This is a genomic window from Luteibacter sp. P4_D7_3 (assembly GCF_056401735.1).
Genome location: NZ_JBFUIT010000001.1, coordinates 77,966 through 94,638, shown reverse-complemented (window position 1 = coordinate 94,638; position 16,673 = coordinate 77,966). Strand labels below are relative to the sequence as shown.

Annotated in this window: 10 protein-coding genes and 1 riboswitch; of the genes, 5 read left to right on the top strand and 5 right to left on the bottom strand. The window is 65.1% G+C overall.

The genetic code is table 11. From position 1 onward, the window contains the following. Positions 1 to 320: 320 nt before the first annotated feature. The 3 genes from AC1DSN_RS00390 to AC1DSN_RS00380 form a co-directional block, all read right to left on the bottom strand. Positions 321 to 710 carry an acyl-CoA thioesterase gene (locus tag AC1DSN_RS00390; protein WP_063572739.1) on the bottom strand — a complete coding sequence of 130 codons (390 nt, stop codon included), beginning with the start codon at positions 708 to 710 and terminating at the stop codon, positions 321 to 323. A gap of 169 nt (positions 711 to 879) precedes the next feature. Beyond that, complete coding sequence (locus AC1DSN_RS00385; protein ID WP_477329207.1) at positions 880 to 1,908, bottom strand: ribonucleotide-diphosphate reductase subunit beta; 1,029 nt, start codon at positions 1,906 to 1,908, stop codon at positions 880 to 882. Positions 1,909 to 2,073: 165 nt separating this feature from the next. Continuing rightward, on the bottom strand, positions 2,074 to 4,578 hold the full coding sequence (locus tag AC1DSN_RS00380; RefSeq protein ID WP_477329205.1) for a ribonucleoside-diphosphate reductase subunit alpha: 2,505 nt from the start codon (positions 4,576 to 4,578) through the stop codon (positions 2,074 to 2,076). Between the two features lie 167 nt (positions 4,579 to 4,745). Further along, positions 4,746 to 4,957: riboswitch (cobalamin riboswitch) on the bottom strand. Positions 4,958 to 5,147: 190 nt separating this feature from the next. Here AC1DSN_RS00380 and AC1DSN_RS00375 point away from each other — a divergent pair. Beyond that, the gene (locus AC1DSN_RS00375) at positions 5,148 to 7,982 is read left to right on the top strand and encodes a hybrid sensor histidine kinase/response regulator (RefSeq protein ID WP_477294507.1); all 2,835 of its coding nucleotides are present in this window, start codon (positions 5,148 to 5,150) and stop codon (positions 7,980 to 7,982) included. A gap of 2 nt (positions 7,983 to 7,984) precedes the next feature. Here the strand turns inward: AC1DSN_RS00375 and AC1DSN_RS00370 are convergent, their stop codons facing one another. Together AC1DSN_RS00370 and AC1DSN_RS00365 are read right to left on the bottom strand one after the other, a co-directional pair. Then, entirely contained in the window at positions 7,985 to 8,893 is a 909-nt protein-coding gene (locus tag AC1DSN_RS00370) for an SDR family oxidoreductase (protein ID WP_063572458.1), read from the bottom strand. 67 nt (positions 8,894 to 8,960) lie between these two features. Beyond that, on the bottom strand, positions 8,961 to 9,413 hold the full coding sequence (locus AC1DSN_RS00365; protein WP_477294504.1) for a DUF2501 domain-containing protein: 453 nt from the start codon (positions 9,411 to 9,413) through the stop codon (positions 8,961 to 8,963). 132 nt (positions 9,414 to 9,545) lie between these two features. On the opposite strand from AC1DSN_RS00365, the gene AC1DSN_RS00360 reads away from it, so the two are divergent. From AC1DSN_RS00360 to AC1DSN_RS00345, 4 genes are all read left to right on the top strand, one after another. Next, positions 9,546 to 12,134, top strand: a complete 2,589-nt coding sequence (locus AC1DSN_RS00360) for a family 78 glycoside hydrolase catalytic domain (RefSeq protein WP_477329203.1) — start codon at positions 9,546 to 9,548, stop codon at positions 12,132 to 12,134. 106 nt (positions 12,135 to 12,240) lie between these two features. Continuing rightward, positions 12,241 to 13,926: a methyl-accepting chemotaxis protein gene (locus AC1DSN_RS00355; RefSeq protein ID WP_477329201.1), complete on the top strand. Its 1,686-nt coding sequence runs from the start codon at positions 12,241 to 12,243 to the stop codon at positions 13,924 to 13,926. Between the two features lie 101 nt (positions 13,927 to 14,027). Continuing rightward, positions 14,028 to 14,885 carry an NmrA family NAD(P)-binding protein gene (locus AC1DSN_RS00350; RefSeq protein WP_477294498.1) on the top strand — a complete coding sequence of 286 codons (858 nt, stop codon included), beginning with the start codon at positions 14,028 to 14,030 and terminating at the stop codon, positions 14,883 to 14,885. Positions 14,886 to 14,925: 40 nt separating this feature from the next. Continuing rightward, positions 14,926 to 16,605 (top strand): AMP-binding protein, encoded by a 1,680-nt coding sequence (locus AC1DSN_RS00345; protein WP_477294496.1) that lies wholly within the window; start codon positions 14,926 to 14,928, stop codon positions 16,603 to 16,605. Positions 16,606 to 16,673 lie beyond the last annotated feature (68 nt).

The window sequence follows — 16,673 nt, the reverse complement described above, 5'->3', positions numbered from 1 at the left end:
GTGTCGATTCCTACATGGATGCTCATGATTTCACTCCGGAGTACGATCGGAAGTGAGAGCACCTCCACCATGCCCCGGCTTGTGATTTCGAGGTACGACTCGGGCAACTGTTCGGGCTATTGGTGGAGGGAGTGCGGCAGCCCCAGCTCCCACACGTGCTCGCAGCACCGCCGCTAGCGGGCTTGCCGCACTCCGCTCTCACCCCGAAGCCTACGCCGACGCAAAGACACAAGCCGCTTCAGCGGCGATTGGGTACTTGCGGCCGCCTTTCCCGCGGCCGCGGGATCGCCGATGAATCGGCTCCCACAACGAGTTCGGGGTCAGGCGGGGAGCGGCTGGACCGCGGTCGGCTTATGTTCGGCGTCGAGCGCGATCATCGTGAACGTGCCGCGGGTGCAGAGCTCACGGGCGCCGGTGAGCAGGTCTTCGGTGTACATCGCCACGTCGATCTTCATCGAGGTGCGGCCCACCGACACGACCGTGGCGATCAGCTCGACCATCTGTCCCTTGCGCACCGGAACGTGGAAGTCGACCTGTTCCGATCGGGCGGTGACGACGATCTGGCGGGAGTAGCGGGAGGCGGCAAGGAAGGCCGCTTTATCCATCCACGCCAAAGCCTGGCCGCCGAACAGCGTGCCGAGGTGGTTGGTGTGGTCGGGGAAGACGATTTCGAGGAGGCGGGCCTCGGTGGGGCGGGCGATGTCGGTCATGAGGCTGTTCCTGTTGCAGTGCAGCAATGATACAGCCGCTGCCTCAAAACCGCTTTACTGTGGGAGCCGCTTCAGCGGCGATGGTGCTTGCCTCTATCTGGCCCGCTGCCGCGGGATCGCCGGCAGATAGCCGGCTCCCACAGGTTCATCTCCGCCAGGTTCCAGATTCTTAGAACGACTGGTCGAAGGCGACTTCGCCTTCCACTCCGACCTGGTACGACGAGACGCGGCGCTCGAAGAAGTTGGTCAGTTCCTGGACGTCCTGCAGGTCCATGAAGTCGAACGGGTTCTTCGAGCCGTACTTCTTCGGCATGTCCAGCTGCACAAGGCGCTGGTCGGCGCAGTACTCGAGGTACTGGCGCATGTCGGTGACCGACAGGCCGGCGACGCCGCCCGAGAGCACGTCCTGGGCGAACAGCGTTTCGCAGGCGATGGCGTCTTCGAGCATCGCTTCGACCTGCATGCGCATCTCGTCGTCGAACAGATCCGGTTCCTGCTCGCGCACGGTGCGTACGACTTCGAAGGCAAAGGCCATGTGGCCGGACTCGTCACGGAACACCCAGTTGGTGCCCGAAGCCAGGCCGTGCAGCAGACCGCGCGAACGCAGGTAGTACACGTAAGCAAACGCGGCGAAGAAGAACAGGCCTTCGATGCACGCGGCGAAGCAGATCAGGTTGAGCAGGAACTGGCGACGGTGTTCGCGGGTGTCCAGGCGGTTGAGGCCCTGGATGGAGTCGATCCACTTGAAGCAGAACTCGCCCTTCGCTGCGATGGACGGGATGCTCTCGATCGCCGCGAATGCCCTGTTGCGCTCCGACGGTTCCGGGATATAGGTGTCGAGCAGCGTGAGGTAGAACTGCACGTGCAGCGCTTCCTCGTAAAGCTGGCGCGAGAGGTACATGCGCGCTTCGGGCGAATTGATGTGCTGGTAGAGATTCAGCACGAGATTGTTCGACACGATCGTGTCGCCGGTGGCGAAGAAGGCCACGAGGCGATGGATGAGGTGGCGATCCGCGTCCGACATCTTCGACTTCAGGTCCGACGTGTCCAGCGAGAAGTCCACTTCTTCCACCGTCCAGGTGTTGCGGATGGCGGAGCGGTACATCTCGTAGAACTGCGGATACTTCATCGGCCGCAGCGTCAGTTCGAAGCCGGGGTCGAGGATGTTGGAGTCGCGGGTGATCGGTGCAGCGGACATCGGGTACCTCTGGAAAGAATGAGCGGCTTTTGTGGGAGCCGCTTCAGCGGCGATGGGTGCTTGCGTCGGTCTGGCCCGCTGCCGCGGGATCGCCGGCAATAGCCGGCTCCCACAGGTTTCCGGTACCCCTATCGCCGATGAATCGGCTCCTACATTTCTCTACTGTTACTGGCAGGCTTCGCAGTACTCGGGGTTCTCCAGCGAGCAGAACACCGCGGCTTCGGCCTGTTCCTGTGCATCCGCGGCCGGGGCGATCGGTGCCTGCACGGCGGCCGGGGAGCTGACCGTGGTCTTGGCAATACGCGTAGCCGGACGCGAGCGCAGGTAGTAGGTCGTCTTGACGCCGGACTTCCACGCGTACATGTACATGGAGGAGAGCTGGCCGATGTTCGGGTTCTCCATGAAGAGGTTCAGCGACTGGCTCTGGTCGATGTACGCACCGCGCGCGGCGGCGAGGTCGATCAGCGCCTTCTGCGGCAGTTCCCAGGTGGTGCGGTACACCTCGCGCAGCCGTGCCGGGATCGCCGTGATGCCCTGCACCGAGCCTTCGGCGAGCTTGATCTGGTCGCGCACTTCGCCGGTCCACAGGCCCAGCGTCTTCAGCTCGTCGACCAGGTAGCGGTTGACCACCAGGAAGTCGCCCGACAGTGTTTCGCGCTTGAACAGGTTCGACACCTGCGGCTCGATGCACTCGTAGCAGCCGGCGATCGAGGCGATGGTTGCCGTCGGCGCGATGGCGATGAGCAGCGAGTTGCGCAGGCCCTTGGCCTTGATCTTCTCGCGCAGATCGGCCCAGCGGCCGTCGGCATCGGTCGGCGTGGCGGCCGGCCAGTAGTCGAACTGCATTTCACCGTTGGCCGAACGGGTTTCTTCAAAGCCCGGTAACGGGCCGTCGCGCTCGGCGATCTCGTTCGACATCGACAGCGCGTGGAAGTAGATCTCTTCCTGGATACGCGTCGACAGCTTGCGGGCTTCTTCCGAATCGAACGGCAGGCGCAGCTTGAAGAAGACATCCTGCAGGCCCATCACGCCGAGGCCGACCGGGCGCCACTTCATGTTCGCCGTCTTCGCCGTGGCGATCGGGTAGAAGTTGAGGTCGATCACGCGGTTGAGCTGGCGAACGGCGGTGCGCACGGTGGTGGCGAGCTTGTCGTAGTCGAACTGGCCATCCACCACGTGGCGGGCGAGGTTCACCGAGCCGAGGTTGCACACGGCCGTCTCGCCTTCCGAGGTCACTTCGAGGATCTCGGTGCACAGATTGGACAGGTGGATGACGTTCTGCGGCAGTGCGGTCTGGTTGCTGGTCGCGTTGGAGCGATCCTTGAAGGTCATCCAGCCGTTGCCGGTCTGGGCCAGCGAACGCAGCATGCGGGCGTAGAGCTCGCGTGCCTTGATCGACTTCGACGCGAGGCCTTCGGCTTCGGCCTTTTCATAGGCGGCGTCGAAGGTCGGGCCCCAGGTGTCGACGAAATGCGGGACGATCTTCGGATCGAACAGCGACCAGTCGCCGTCCAGTTCCACGCGGCGCATGAACAGGTCGGGGACCCAGTTGGCCAGGTTGAGGTTGTGTGTGCGGCGCGCGTCGTCGCCGGTGTTCTCGCGCAACTCGAGGAACTCCTCGATGTCCGCATGCCAGGATTCCAGGTACACGCAGGCCGCGCCCTTGCGCTTGCCGCCCTGGTTCACCGCGGCAACCGAGGCGTCGAGCGTTTTCAGCCAGGGCACGAGGCCGTTCGAATGGCCGTTGGTGCCTTTGATCAGCGAACCGCGCGAGCGGATGCGCGAGTAGGCCAGGCCGATGCCGCCAGCGAACTTCGATAGCTGGGCCACGTCGCCATACTTGGCGTAGATGGATTCCAGCGCGTCCTGCGGGGAGTCGAGCAGGAAGCACGACGACAGCTGCTCATGCGCGGTGCCGGCGTTGAACAGGGTCGGCGAGCTGGCCAGGTACTCCAGCGACGAGAGCATGCGGTACAGCTCGAGCGTCTCGGCCACGTCGTTGCCGCCGAGCGCGCAGGCGATGCGCATGAAGAAATACTGCGGCGTTTCGATCACGAAGCGCTTGGTCGGGTGGCGCAGCAGGTAGCGGTCGTACACCGTGCGCAGGCCGAAATACTCGAAGCGACGCGAACCGGTCGTGTCGATCGCATCGTTGAGCTTGCGCGCGTTGATCTGCACGAAGTCGCGGAGGCGCTCGTTGAGGATGCCCAGGTCGAAGCCGGTCGAGATCGACTGCGAGAAGGACTGGATGTCCTGGCCCGACACTTCCTTGTCGACGAACGCGGCGAGCAGGCGCGCGGCGAGCTGGCCGTATTCCGGCTCTTCGGCCGTGAGCGCGGCCGAGGTGCGGATCGACAGCTGGTCGAGTTCCTGGGTGGTGGCGCCGTCGTACAGGCCGCCGATCGTCTTCAGCGCCACGCGCATCGGATCGACCGCAAACAGGCCATCGGCGCTGCGCGTCACCGCGCGCACGATTTTGTTCACGTCGACCACTTCGTGGCCGCCGTTGCGCTTGGTCACGCGCATCTGTCCGGGGTTGTGCGGCGGCGTCAGCGCGAAGGCCGGCGGCGCGTCGTTCTTGTAACCGGCGGCAGGCGCCTTGTCGGTTGCTGCGGAGGGAGTGGCGGCCGCGTCGGCCGTCTCGGTGCGCTCGCGCGCTGCGGAATCCATCGTCGTCATTGTGTTGGCAGCCCCATGGCCTTGGTCAAACCTCCGTCCCGAGGGTCGGCTCGATGCGATGGGGGCAAAACACGGGAAATGTCGGGGACGGAGCGCCTTTGAAGGCCTCCGGTCCGCGACGTGCTTCCCCGCGGAAGCCGTCACCACTATCGAGGCCTCTCGGGCACCGATTGCTGGCAGGTCTTCGGACTCGTGGACGTGGACCTTGCGGTCCGCCTACCCGTCGCTTCCCAGTCCCCGAAGGACCAGTGCATTGAACGGGATCGTTTCCACTTACCGCTGCGGGGCAGTTCCGGATTCACACCGGTATTCCCTATTAAGTCCGACGGGCAGTCGCGCCTCTCCGGACACCAACGAGACACACGATATAGCTGGCGAAGGGGTGCGTCAACACAAGATGTAGGGTGTTGGCGTAGGTGGTTGATCGGCTGGGGAGTCCCTGTTGTCAAGCGTTTTTCGACGGCTCGCCAATGAAGGTTCTGTGAAGGCCGTCTACACAAAGGGAACCACAATGAACCGATAAAATCGCCGCCCACCAGCCTCCCACGATTGCTCGACAGATGCCCTCATCGTTCGCATTGCAGGACCAGACTCTCCTTTCCCATGCGCTCGATGCCCTGCCATTTGGCTTTGCGGCCGTGTCGGCTTCGGGAGAGCTGCTCTACGCCAACGCCTGGGTGACCGCCCGCTTGCGCGAACACGAGCCTTCGGGGTTCCTCGGCCTGTGGGACCCCGACAGCCGCGATCGCCTTGTCGCGGCGCTGCCGCTGGTCATACCAGGCAACGGCGTGCGCGAGCTGGCCCTCGCCACGGTCGATGGAGCCCACGTGCGGGTATCGCTCGAAGCCCGGCCGGGTTTGCCAGCCACCGCGGCGGTGACGATCCGTTCGGCGGGAGAGGGCACCGACGGCTCCGGTGCCGCCGAAGATCGCCGCGTTGCCCTGATCGAGATCGGCAACCTGCTGCGCGATCTGGAAGATCCGATCGATATTGCCTACCGTGTCGCCGAGGTACTCGGCCGGACGCTGAAGGTGAGCCGGGCCGGCTACGGCACGATCGACCCGGTGGCCGAAACCATCACGGTGGAGCGAGACTGGAATGCGCCAGGGATCCAGACCCTCGCCGGCGTACTGCACTTTCGCGACTACGGCAGCTACATCGATGAGCTCAAACGTGGCGTGACCACGGTGATCACCGACGCCCGGACGGACCCACGCACGGCTGCCACCGCCGATGCCCTGGCCGGCATCACCGCCTTGTCCTTCATCAATATGCCGGTGACGGAACGGGGCGGCTTCGTCGCCCTCCTGTACCTCAACCACGCGGACCCTCGCGACTGGTCCGAGGAAGAGATCAGCTTCGTCAGCGAAGTAGCCAGCCGCACGCGCGTGGCCGTGGAACGGCGCCGTGCCGAGCACGAGCTCCGGCTACTGGCCAAAGATCTCGAGCGCCAGGTCGTCGAGCGTACCTACGAGCGCGACCGGGTCTGGACTCTCTCCAGCGACATCCTGGTCGTGGCCGACACCGACACCCGCCTGCTATCGGTCAATCCGGCGTGGACAACCATCCTGGGCTGGAGCGAGCGCGACACGTTAGGTCGTTCCTATCTCGACTTCGTTCACCCGGAAGACATCTCGCGCACCCAGGACGAAACCGGCCACCTGGCCGATGGCGAGACCACGCTTCGCTTCGAGAACCGCTATCGCACCGCCGACGGTGGCTTGCGCACGCTCTCGTGGCGAGCGGTGCCCAGCGAGGGCCTGATCTTCGCCGTGGCCCGTGACGTCTCGGCTGAGCGTGACCGCGAAGCAGCGCTGGACGTGGTCCAGGAGCAGTTGCGCCAGGCGCAGAAGATGGATGCGATCGGTAACCTCACCGGCGGCGTGGCCCACGATTTCAACAACCTCCTCCAGGTGATCAGCGGCAATCTGCAGTTACTCGCCGCCGACGTCTCCGGGAACGAACGCGCGGAGCGTCGCGTCGCCAATGCCATGGCGGGTGTCACGCGCGGCTCCAAGCTTGCCGCACAGCTGCTCGCGTTCGGTCGCCGCCAGCCGCTGGCACCCAAGGTCGTCAACATCGGTCGCTTCGTCCGCGACATGGACGAACTGTTGCGCCGCGCGTTGGGCGAGGCCATCGAGGTGGAAACCGTGATCGCCGGCGGGTTGTGGAACACCCTGGTGGATCCCTCGAACGTGGAGAACGCGCTGCTCAACCTCGCGATCAACGCGCGCGACGCGATGAACGGACAGGGTCGCCTCACCGTCGAGGCAGGCAATGCCTTGCTCGACGACGCTTACGCCAAGGGCCATGCCGACGTCCGCCCGGGCCAGTACGTGATGCTCGCCGTGACCGATACCGGTACGGGCATGCCGCAGGAGATTCTTGGACAGGTGTTCGAGCCGTTCTTCACCACCAAGCCGGAGGGGCGCGGTACGGGGCTGGGCCTGTCCATGGTCTACGGCTTCGTGAAGCAGTCCGGCGGGCACGTGAAGATCTATAGCGAGCCGGGCGAGGGCACCACGGTGAAGATCTACCTGCCGCGCTCGACCCAGGGCGAAGACCGCGTGGTCGAGCTCGACGAGGAGGGCGTACGCGGCGGCGATGAAACCGTACTCGTCGCCGAGGACGACGAAGCCGTGCGCGACACCGTGGTCGGTCTGCTCACCGACCTGGGTTACCGCGTGCTCAAGGCGCGCGATGCGGAAAGCGCACTGTCGATCATCGAAAGCGGCATTGCGATCGACCTGCTGTTCACCGACGTCGTCATGCCGGGTCCACTGCGTAGCCCGGAACTGGCGCGCAAGGCGGTCGAGCGGCAGCCTGGCATCGGCGTGCTTTTCACCTCCGGGTACACCGAAAACGCCATCGTGCACGGCGGCCGCCTGGACGAAGGTGTGGAGCTGCTGAGCAAGCCGTATTCCCGCGAGGCGCTGGCGCGCAAGATTCGCCATGTGCTCGCCGGGCGCGTACCGCGCGCGCCGGTCGGCCCCCTGGCCGCGCCAGCACCCTCGTTACCCCCGCCCCATGGCCTTCCGGCGTCCTTGCGCATCCTGGTAGTCGAAGACGATGCGCTCATCCGCATGGCAGTCACCGAGATGCTGGAAAGTCGTGGGCATACGGTCTACGAAGCCGGGGATGGTCACGAAGCCATGCGCTTGCACGGTGCGGAAGCCATCGACATCCTGCTCACCGATGTCGGCCTGCCCGGGATGAACGGCGTGGAAGTGGCTGAGCGCATGCGCGAGGTGCAGCCGTCGCTGCCAGTGCTCTTTGCCACTGGCGACCAGACCGCCAATGGCGTCCAGCGCGACGCGCGCACGGCGATCATCGTCAAGCCGTATGGGGTCTCCGATCTGATCGATGCGATCGGACGGATTACGCGGCCGGCGTAGGCTCAAGGCAACATATGCCCTCCGGTCACCCCGTAGGTCTCCCCGGTAATAAAGCTGGCCTCCTGCGAAGCCAGCAACACATACACCGGCGCGCACTCCACCGGCTGTCCGGGTCGCTTCAGCGGCACGTTCTTGCCGAACTCCACCAGCTTCTCCTGAGGCTGTCCGCCGCTAGGCTGCAGCGGCGTCCATACGGGTCCCGGCGCCACCGCGTTCACGCGGATGCCCTTCTCGGCGACCTGTTTGGCCAACGCCTTCGTGAACGCGACGATCGCCGCCTTCGTCGGCGCGTAATCGAGGAGGATGTCCGACGGCTCGTAGGCCTGGATCGAGGCGGTGTTGACGATGGCGGCGCCGGGCGGCATGTGCGGTAACGCGGCCTTGCACAGCCAGAACAGCGCGAACACGTTGGTCTGGAATGTTTCCTGGAACGCCGCACTTTCCAGCTCGTCGATGGACTTGGCAAACTGCTGGCGTCCGGCCACATTGGCGAGGATATCCAGGCCACCCAGCTCCTTCACGGCCTTCGCGATCAGTTGTTTGCAGAACGCCTCGTCCTTCAGGTCGCCGGGCACGCCGATCACGGTATGGCCTTCGCCTGTAAGCAAACCGATCACTTCGTCGGCGTCTTTCTGTTCCGAGGGCAGGTAGTTGATCACCACGCTGGCGCCTTCACGCGCAAAGGCGATCGCCGCCGCGCGTCCGATACCGGAGTCGCCTCCGGTGACCAGCGCCTTGCGATCCTTCAGGCGGCCATTGCCGCGATAACTGGTTTCGCCGTGATCGGGGCGCGGCACCATCTCCCTGGCGAGGCCGGGCGCGGGTTGCGGCTGCTTGGAGAAGTCCGGCTGCGGATACTGCGTGCGCGGGTCGCGCATCGCATAAGGGTCGTACGTCGCGTGCTTTGCCATGGGGAAAACCTCTGGGGGAGGCTTTCCGGTTTACGGGGCGGAACGTCCATGTCCCGTCCACGTCATGTCATTTGCCCATGCCGCCGAGCATGCTCTTGCCCTGCTTGAGCACGGCTTTACAGACCTTGTGCGTGAGCTTCTCTTTCATGTCGCCAGTGGGCGAGTTGTCCGAGCCGACCGCGCCGCCAAGGTCGAGGGTCTTGCCATCCTTGGACTTGAGCAAGCCCTTGGCGCCGTCGAGATAGCCCGCGTCCTGCGTTGGCGCGGCAGCGGCCGTGGACGACTTGCCGCCGAGCTTGCCCAGCAGCTGGTCCTTCACCCCCGAGGCGCCACTGTCGCCCCCGAGGTAGTTGTTGGTCACGCAATACTGCAGGATGCCAGCGGCATTGCTGGTACTGCCCGATGTCAGCGAACTGGTAGATCCACCCATCATCCCCTTAAGGCTGTCGAGCTGCGCGGCGGAGGCAGCGCCCGAGGCGACGGTGAGAGTGAGGGCGATACCGGCGAGGACGGTCTTCATGACGTTGGCTCCGGAATTTCGAGGTCCGGAAGGGATAAACCTTCGCGCGTTAGATGGATGTATGCGACCGGAGCCGCAGCGCCTTCCTGGCCGGTTATGCTCGGACGTTTCATCCCCCGACAGGTCCCGGCCTTGCCAAGCATCCGCCCTCTCGTGCTCGCCATCGTCCTCGCGCTCCCCGTGGGACTTTCGCCCCCCGTAGGAGCCGCTTCAGCGGCGATGGGTGCCGGCGTCACGGTCCACGCCCCCCGCGTCGAACGCACGGATACACCGACCTACGTCGACGCCACGACGCCGCGATTCTCCTGGCTCATCGACTCCCGCACCAACGGCACACGACAGATCGCCTACCGCATCATCGTGACGCACGAAGGCCGGCCGGTATGGGACAGCGGTAACGTAAGTTCGGCGCGTTCCTTCGACATCGACTATGCCGGCCCGGTCCTGCAGCCAGGCCAGCGTTACGAATGGCGTGCAGACATCCGTACCACCGACGGCGGTGGCAGCGTGGCATCGCACTTCGATACCGCGCTCGACGAAGCCGGTTGGCATGGTGCGCAATGGATCGGCAAGGCCGACCCGGAAAGCCTTCCGGCACCGTTGCTGCGCAAACCGTTCCACGTCGAGGCAGGTGTCGAGCGGGCGACGCTCTACGTCGCAGCGGGTGGCTACGCCGACCTCTCCATCGATGGTCGTCCCATCAGCGACGCCGTGCTGGCCCCTGGTTTCACCGATTACGACAAGCGCGTGGAGGTCGTAGCCACCGATGTCTCGCTGACGTCGGGCGAGCACGTGCTCGCTGCCGAACTCGGTCGCGGCTTTTATGGCATGACCAATCCCAATGTCTGGCATTGGGAGCGCGCGCCATGGCATGGGCAGCCGCGCATGCGTACCCTGCTGCGCGTGCGGTACGCCGATGGGCGCGTACAGGACATCGTCAGCGACGATAGCTGGCGGGTTGCCGACGGCCCTACGCGGGTCGACGATCTCTACGGTGGCGAAACGTACGACGCACGGGAAACGATGCCCGCAACGTGGATGCCGGCTACCGTGCTTCCCGCACCACGAGGCAAGCTCGTGGCACAGACGGAACAGCCGATCCGCGTAACCGACACGCTGCACGCCACGTCCGTCACGGAGCCGAAGCCTGGCGTCTTTGTCTTCGCTTTTGCGCGCGTCATCGCAGGCTGGGCGACGTTCGACGCGACGGGGCCGGCAGGGACGACGATCACCGCGCACTACGGCGAGAAACTCATGCCGGACGGCACGGTGGATGCGCGGGATGAACACCACTACTTCAAAGCAGGCTTCCAGACGGATCGCCTGACGCTTGCCGGCAATCACGAACCATGGCATCCGCGCTTCTCCTACAAGGGCTTTCGCTACGTGCAGGTTGAAGGCTGGCCGGGCGGCGAGCCCGCGCTCGGTGCCGTTACGGCGCAGGTCGTTCATACCGACGTCGACGTCACCGGACGCTTCGAAAGCGCCAACCCGCTGCTCGACTGGATCCATCGCGCCGCGGTCGACACCCTGCTCAACAACCTGCATGGCATACCCACCGACACGCCGATGTACGAAAAGAACGGCTGGACCGGCGATGGCATGCTCGGTGCAGATATGTTCCTGCGCAACGTCGATGCCGATCGTTTGCTGGCGAAGTGGGTGCGCGATATCGCCGACACGCGCAAAGCGGATGGCGCACCGTTGCTGATCGCGCCGAATCCCGGCTGGGGCGATGTTCGCGCACCCACGTGGCATGCCGCCTATGTGCTCGTGCCCTGGTCGCTGTGGATGCATGCCGGCGACCGTCGTCCCATGGAAGAGCACGTCGACGGTATCGCGCGTTACGTGGCGATGGAGAATGCGCGTTCTCCCGGCGGCATCGCCGACACTGAACTGGGTGACTGGGTGAGCCCGGAAACCGATCCGGGCGGCGAGAACGCACCCGAAGACAAGCGTATCGCCGCCACGGCCTACCTGTACCGGATGCAGCGGGTGACCGCCGGGATGCTTCGTGTGCTGGGCGACACGACACGGGCGGCTCGCTTCGATGCGCAGGCGGATACTGTGCGGGACGCTTTCAATGCGCACTTCCTGGATCGCGCGGCCGGCCGTTATCGCGGCGACGGCGACCAGGGCTACCGGCAGGCCCACAACCTGCTGGCGCTGGCCTTTGGACTGGTGCCCGACGGGTTGCGCGATCGCGTTGCCGCCGGTGTGGCGGCGGATGCGAAGGCTCGTGGCGATCATCTCGATACGGGTGCCTTGGCAACCAAGATCATCCTCCCCGTGCTCACGTCCACCGGTCACGTGGATGAGGCCTGGCGTATCGCGACGCAGGTCACGTTTCCCAGCTGGGGCTACTGGCGAGACAACGGGGCGACCAGCCTGTGGGAGCACTGGAAGCTGGCGTCGCGTTCGCGGGGGCACTATTTCCTCGGCACCGTCGACGACTGGCTGTTCGGCGACGTCGCCGGACTGCGGCCGCTGGCGCCGGGTTGGCAGCGTATCGAGGTACGGCCGGCCGCTACCGCCTGGCTGGACCATGCCTCCGCCGCCGTGATGACGCCTTATGGCGAGGCCTCGGTGGCCTGGCGCAAGGTGGACGGACGGGTGGAACTGGATGTGCATGTGCCGGTGGGGGCCGAGGCGGTGGTGGGATTGCCGGGGCGGTCGGACGCGGTCGTCGGGTCGGGCGACCATCATTTGTCCGCTCCGTAGGCATCGCCGATGAATCGGCTCCTGCCTTGTTCATAAAAGTGCCGTAAAGACCTGCGATTTCCCGCCGCTAATGCATAGACGGGGAAGTAGAGCAGGGTGACGGTCCATGTCCGCATTGAAGAACTGGTTCGGCCGCACGACGTTGAACACGCGGGTGTGGATGGTCATGACCGTGCTGGTGCTGGGCCTTGTCGGCCAGACGGTCATGTCAGGGATCGAAAGCCGCCGCGTGCAGATGGCGGACCTCGCCAATACGCTGGAGCAACATGTGACGGCGGCGATCGCCATCGCGGACGCGTACCACGCTCGTGCGGAGAAGGGACAGACGAGCGATCTCGAAGCGCGCATCGCCGCACTCGATGACATCCAGGCCATGCGCTGGTCCCACAACACCGGTTACGTCTTCGCCTTCGATTCGGCGCTGACCATGCGCATGCATCCGCTGCGCGCCGCCGATATCGGCAAGAACATTCGTGACGACGTGGACGGCAAGGGCTTCCATCAGTACGTGGCCATGCTCGACGCCGATACGAAGGACGGCCACGGCATGACGCGATACACGCAGATCATCCCCAAGACCAACGAGCTGAAAGACAAGATAAGTTACTCGAGCTGGTACAAACCCTGGGACCTGCACTTCATCTCGGGTGCCTACTTCGACGACATCGATGCCGCTTTCCGGGCCCAGTTGGAAAAGGACTTGCTCAAGTCCGCGGCCATCGCGGCGCTCGCCTTGCTGGTGGTCTGGCTGTCGATGAGCAGCATCCGTGCCACGGTGGGCGGCGAACCGCGCGACGCAGTGCAGATCGCCAGCCGCATCGCCGGCGGCGACCTGCGCAACGACGGCGGCGAATACGCACCGGCCAGCCTGCTGGGTGCACTGGAGCGTATGCGCGGCACCCTCTCCTCCATCGTTTCCGAAGTGCAGCAGGGCGCGCACGTGGTTGCCACGACATCCGCCGAGATCGCCCGGGGAAACGACGATCTATCCCATCGTACGCAGGAGCAGGCCTCCAGCCTCGAGGAAACCGCGGCATCGATGGAAGAAATGACGGCGACGGTCAAGCAGAATGCGGAGAACGCGAACGCGGCCGACCGTCTCTCGCGTCACGCCAGGGGCGAGGCGGAGAAGGGCGGCGCCGTGGTTGGCGAAGCCATGGAAGCGATGCGGGAGATCGGCGATTCCAGTCGGCGCATCGGCGACATCGTTGGCCTGATCGACGAGATCGCCTTCCAGACCAACCTGCTCGCCCTCAACGCCGCCGTGGAAGCGGCACGTGCCGGCGAGCAGGGCAGGGGCTTCGCGGTGGTGGCGGCGGAAGTGCGCCGGCTGGCCCAGTCCAGCGCGGCAGCGTCGCGCGAGATCAAGGGCCTGATCGCCGAAAGCGGCGAACGCGTGGAGGTTGGTGCGGCGCTGGTCGAGCGGTCCTCGGTCGCCTTGCGTGACATCGTCGCCAGCGTGAAGAAGGTGACCGACATCGTCGCCGAGATCGCGGCGGCGAGCGCCGAGCAGTCCGCGGGCGTGGATCAGGTGAACCTTGCGATTGCACAAATCGATCAGGTCACCCAGGAGAACGCGGCGCTGGTGGAAGAGGCTGCGGCGGCCGCCAAATCCATGCAGGACCAGGCGCACTCGCTGAGCGATCAGGTGGCGTTCTTCACGGTCGACGGCGGTGCCCATGTCGAGGGGTTGGCTCGTGCGTCGTCGGCAGAGCGTGCAGCCTACGATCTCAGCTTCGGCCAGGCCGGCACGGCGACGAAGGGTAGCAACGCCCGGGCCGCATTCGCCTGAGGTGACAAAAGATCACTAAACAACTGAAAATAAGTCGCTTCAGTCATTAGTCCCAGCGGCCTATCGTTCTCCTCGTCCCTATCAAAACGAGGAAAAACGCCATGTACGCTATTACCGGAATCACCGGCCAGGTCGGCACCGCCCTGGCTGACGCCCTGTTTGCCGCAGGCAAGCCTTTCCGCGCTGTGGTCCGCGATGCGGCCAAGGGAAAGGCCTTTGCCGACCGCGGTGCCGAGGTGGCCATCGCCGAGATCGACGATACCCCGGCGCTGGCGCGGGCCTTCGAAGGCGCCGAGGCGGTCTTCATCCTGCTCCCGCCCGTGTTCGATCCGTCGCCAGGCTACCCGGAGTCGAATCGCAGCATCGCGTCGATTCGGGACGCCCTGCTCGCCGCGCGGCCGGATCGCGTCGTGGTCCTGTCGACGGTCGGCGCGCATGCCACGGAAGAAAACCTGCTGTCGCAGCTGGGTCGGATGGAAGACGTCCTCGGCAAGCTGCCCATGCCGGTGACGTTCCTTCGCGCGGGCTGGTTCTTCGAGAACGCCCAATGGGATGTCGCCTCCGCCCGCGACGCGGGTGTTATCGACAGCTACCTCTACCCGCTCGACCGCAAGCTACCCATGGTCGCCACGAAGGACATCGGCGAGCTGGCCGCGAGACTGCTCGGTGAGACATCCACCGGCGTACGCGTGGTGGAGCTCGAAGGCCCGCAGCGCACCAGCCCGAACGACATCGCCGCCGCCTTTGCCAAGGCGCTCGGCCGCGACGTGACCGCTCGCGTGACGCCACGCGCCGAGTGGGAAGCGGGTTTCATCGCCCAGGGTATGACGAACCCGACACCACGCATGCGCATGCTTGATGGCTTCAACGAAGGGTGGATCGACTTCGAAGGGTCGTCGTTGAAGGGTCCTACCGGCGTCGATGAGGTGATCGCCGGGTTGGTGAGTCGCGGCAGCTGACCTATCCTGCCTTGCAACGCCCCTGCTCGAGGAACGCCGCATGGATCACGCCGCAAGTTATGTCCAGGGTGCGAGTGCCACGCCGCTGCTCGGCGAAACGGTCGGGGTCATGCTCGACCGTATCGCCGCGCGCTGGCCGGAGCGGCCGGCCCTGGTCGTTCGCCAGCAAGGCATCCGCTGGACGTATGGCGAGTTCCACGCCGAGGTCGAACGCGTTGCCGCCGGGCTGCTCGCGCTGGGTCTGGAGCCCGGCGACCGCATCGGCATCTGGGCGCCCAACCGGGCCGAATGGGTAGTGGCGCAGTTCGCCGCGCCCAAGGCGGGCCTGATCCTGGTCAACATCAATCCGGCCTACCGCTCTCACGAGCTGGCCTATTCGTTGAACAAGGTGGCCTGCCGCGCGCTGATCCTGCCGCGAGCCTTCAAGAGTTCGCACTACCTGGAGATTCTCGGCGGGCTGGCGCCGGAGCTTGCGAGCTCCGAGCCTGGCGGATTGCGTGCGGCGGCGCTGCCGGATCTGCGGCACGTCATCCTGCTCGACGATGAGCCGGCGCCAGGCACGCGGCGCTGGGCGGACATCGCCGCGGATGCCGGGGCGCGGGCGACGCTTGCCGCGATCGAGACCAGGCTGTCCTTCGACGATCCGGTGAATATCCAGTTCACCTCGGGAACCACCGGTGCACCGAAGGGCGCGACGTTGACGCATCACAACATCGTCAACAACGGCTTCTTCATCGGCGAGGCCATGCGCCTGACCGAGCAGGATCGTCTCTGCATTCCCGTGCCCTTCTATCACTGCTTCGGCATGGTGCTCGGCAATCTCGCTTGCGTCACGCACGGTGCCTGCATGGTCATTCCGGGCGAGGGTTTCGATGCGCTCACCACGCTGGAAACCGTGGCCGAAGAACGATGTACGGGCCTTCATGGCGTGCCGACGATGTTCATCGCCGAACTGGAGCATCCACGTTTCCATGAGTTCGACCTCACCTCGCTTCGCACCGGCATCATGGCCGGCTCGCCGTGTCCCATCGAGATCATGCGGCGCGTCGTGCGCGACATGCACATGGCCGAGGTCACGATCGCCTACGGCATGACGGAAACGAGCCCGGTCAGTTTCCAGACCGTGGCCGAAGACCCCCTCGAACTGCGCGTATCTACGGTCGGAAGGATTCATCCGCACGTGGAGGTCAAGATCGTCGACGAGACGGGGCGTGTCGTGCCCCGAGGTGGCACCGGCGAACTGCTCACGCGTGGCTACTCGGTGATGCGCGGCTACTGGGCCGACGAAGCCAACACACGCGCCGCACTCGACGATGCTCGCTGGATGCACACAGGCGACCTCGCCACCATCGACGACGCCGGCTATTGCACCGTTGTCGGCCGCCTGAAGGACATGATCATCCGCGGTGGCGAGAACATCTATCCGCGCGAGATCGAAGAGTTCCTTTACGGCCACCCGGATATCCAGGACGTGCAGGTGTTCGGCGTGCCGGATGCGCGCCTGGGCGAGCAGGTCTGCGCATGGATCCGTCTGCGCGACGGCAGCGCCGTGTCGGCCGCCGCGATACAGGACTACTGTCGCCGGCATCTTGCTTACTTCAAGGTGCCGCACTTCGTGCGCTTTGTCGACGCCTTCCCGATGACGGTGACCGGGAAGGTGCAGAAATACCTGATGCGGGAAGCGATGATGGCCGAGCTTGCCGAAAACGCGAGCGCGTAAGAACGCGCGATGTCTCGTCTCTACTTCGGATTCACGCTGTGAGCACCACCCTGTCGCATAGGGGTGGG

Excerpts from the sequence above, each read along its gene's own strand:
- AC1DSN_RS00390 (WP_063572739.1), bottom strand. The coding sequence starts at position 710 with ATGACCGACATCGCCCGCCCCACCGAGGCCCGCCTCCTCGAAATCGTC.
- AC1DSN_RS00385 (WP_477329207.1), bottom strand. The coding sequence starts at position 1,908 with ATGTCCGCTGCACCGATCACCCGCGACTCCAACATCCTCGACCCCGGC.
- AC1DSN_RS00380 (WP_477329205.1), bottom strand. The coding sequence starts at position 4,578 with ATGGATTCCGCAGCGCGCGAGCGCACCGAGACGGCCGACGCGGCCGCC.
- AC1DSN_RS00375 (WP_477294507.1), top strand. The coding sequence starts at position 5,148 with ATGCCCTCATCGTTCGCATTGCAGGACCAGACTCTCCTTTCCCATGCG.
- AC1DSN_RS00370 (WP_063572458.1), bottom strand. The coding sequence starts at position 8,893 with ATGGCAAAGCACGCGACGTACGACCCTTATGCGATGCGCGACCCGCGC.
- AC1DSN_RS00365 (WP_477294504.1), bottom strand. The coding sequence starts at position 9,413 with ATGAAGACCGTCCTCGCCGGTATCGCCCTCACTCTCACCGTCGCCTCG.
- AC1DSN_RS00355 (WP_477329201.1), top strand. The coding sequence starts at position 12,241 with ATGTCCGCATTGAAGAACTGGTTCGGCCGCACGACGTTGAACACGCGG.
- AC1DSN_RS00350 (WP_477294498.1), top strand. The coding sequence starts at position 14,028 with ATGTACGCTATTACCGGAATCACCGGCCAGGTCGGCACCGCCCTGGCT.
- AC1DSN_RS00345 (WP_477294496.1), top strand. The coding sequence starts at position 14,926 with ATGGATCACGCCGCAAGTTATGTCCAGGGTGCGAGTGCCACGCCGCTG.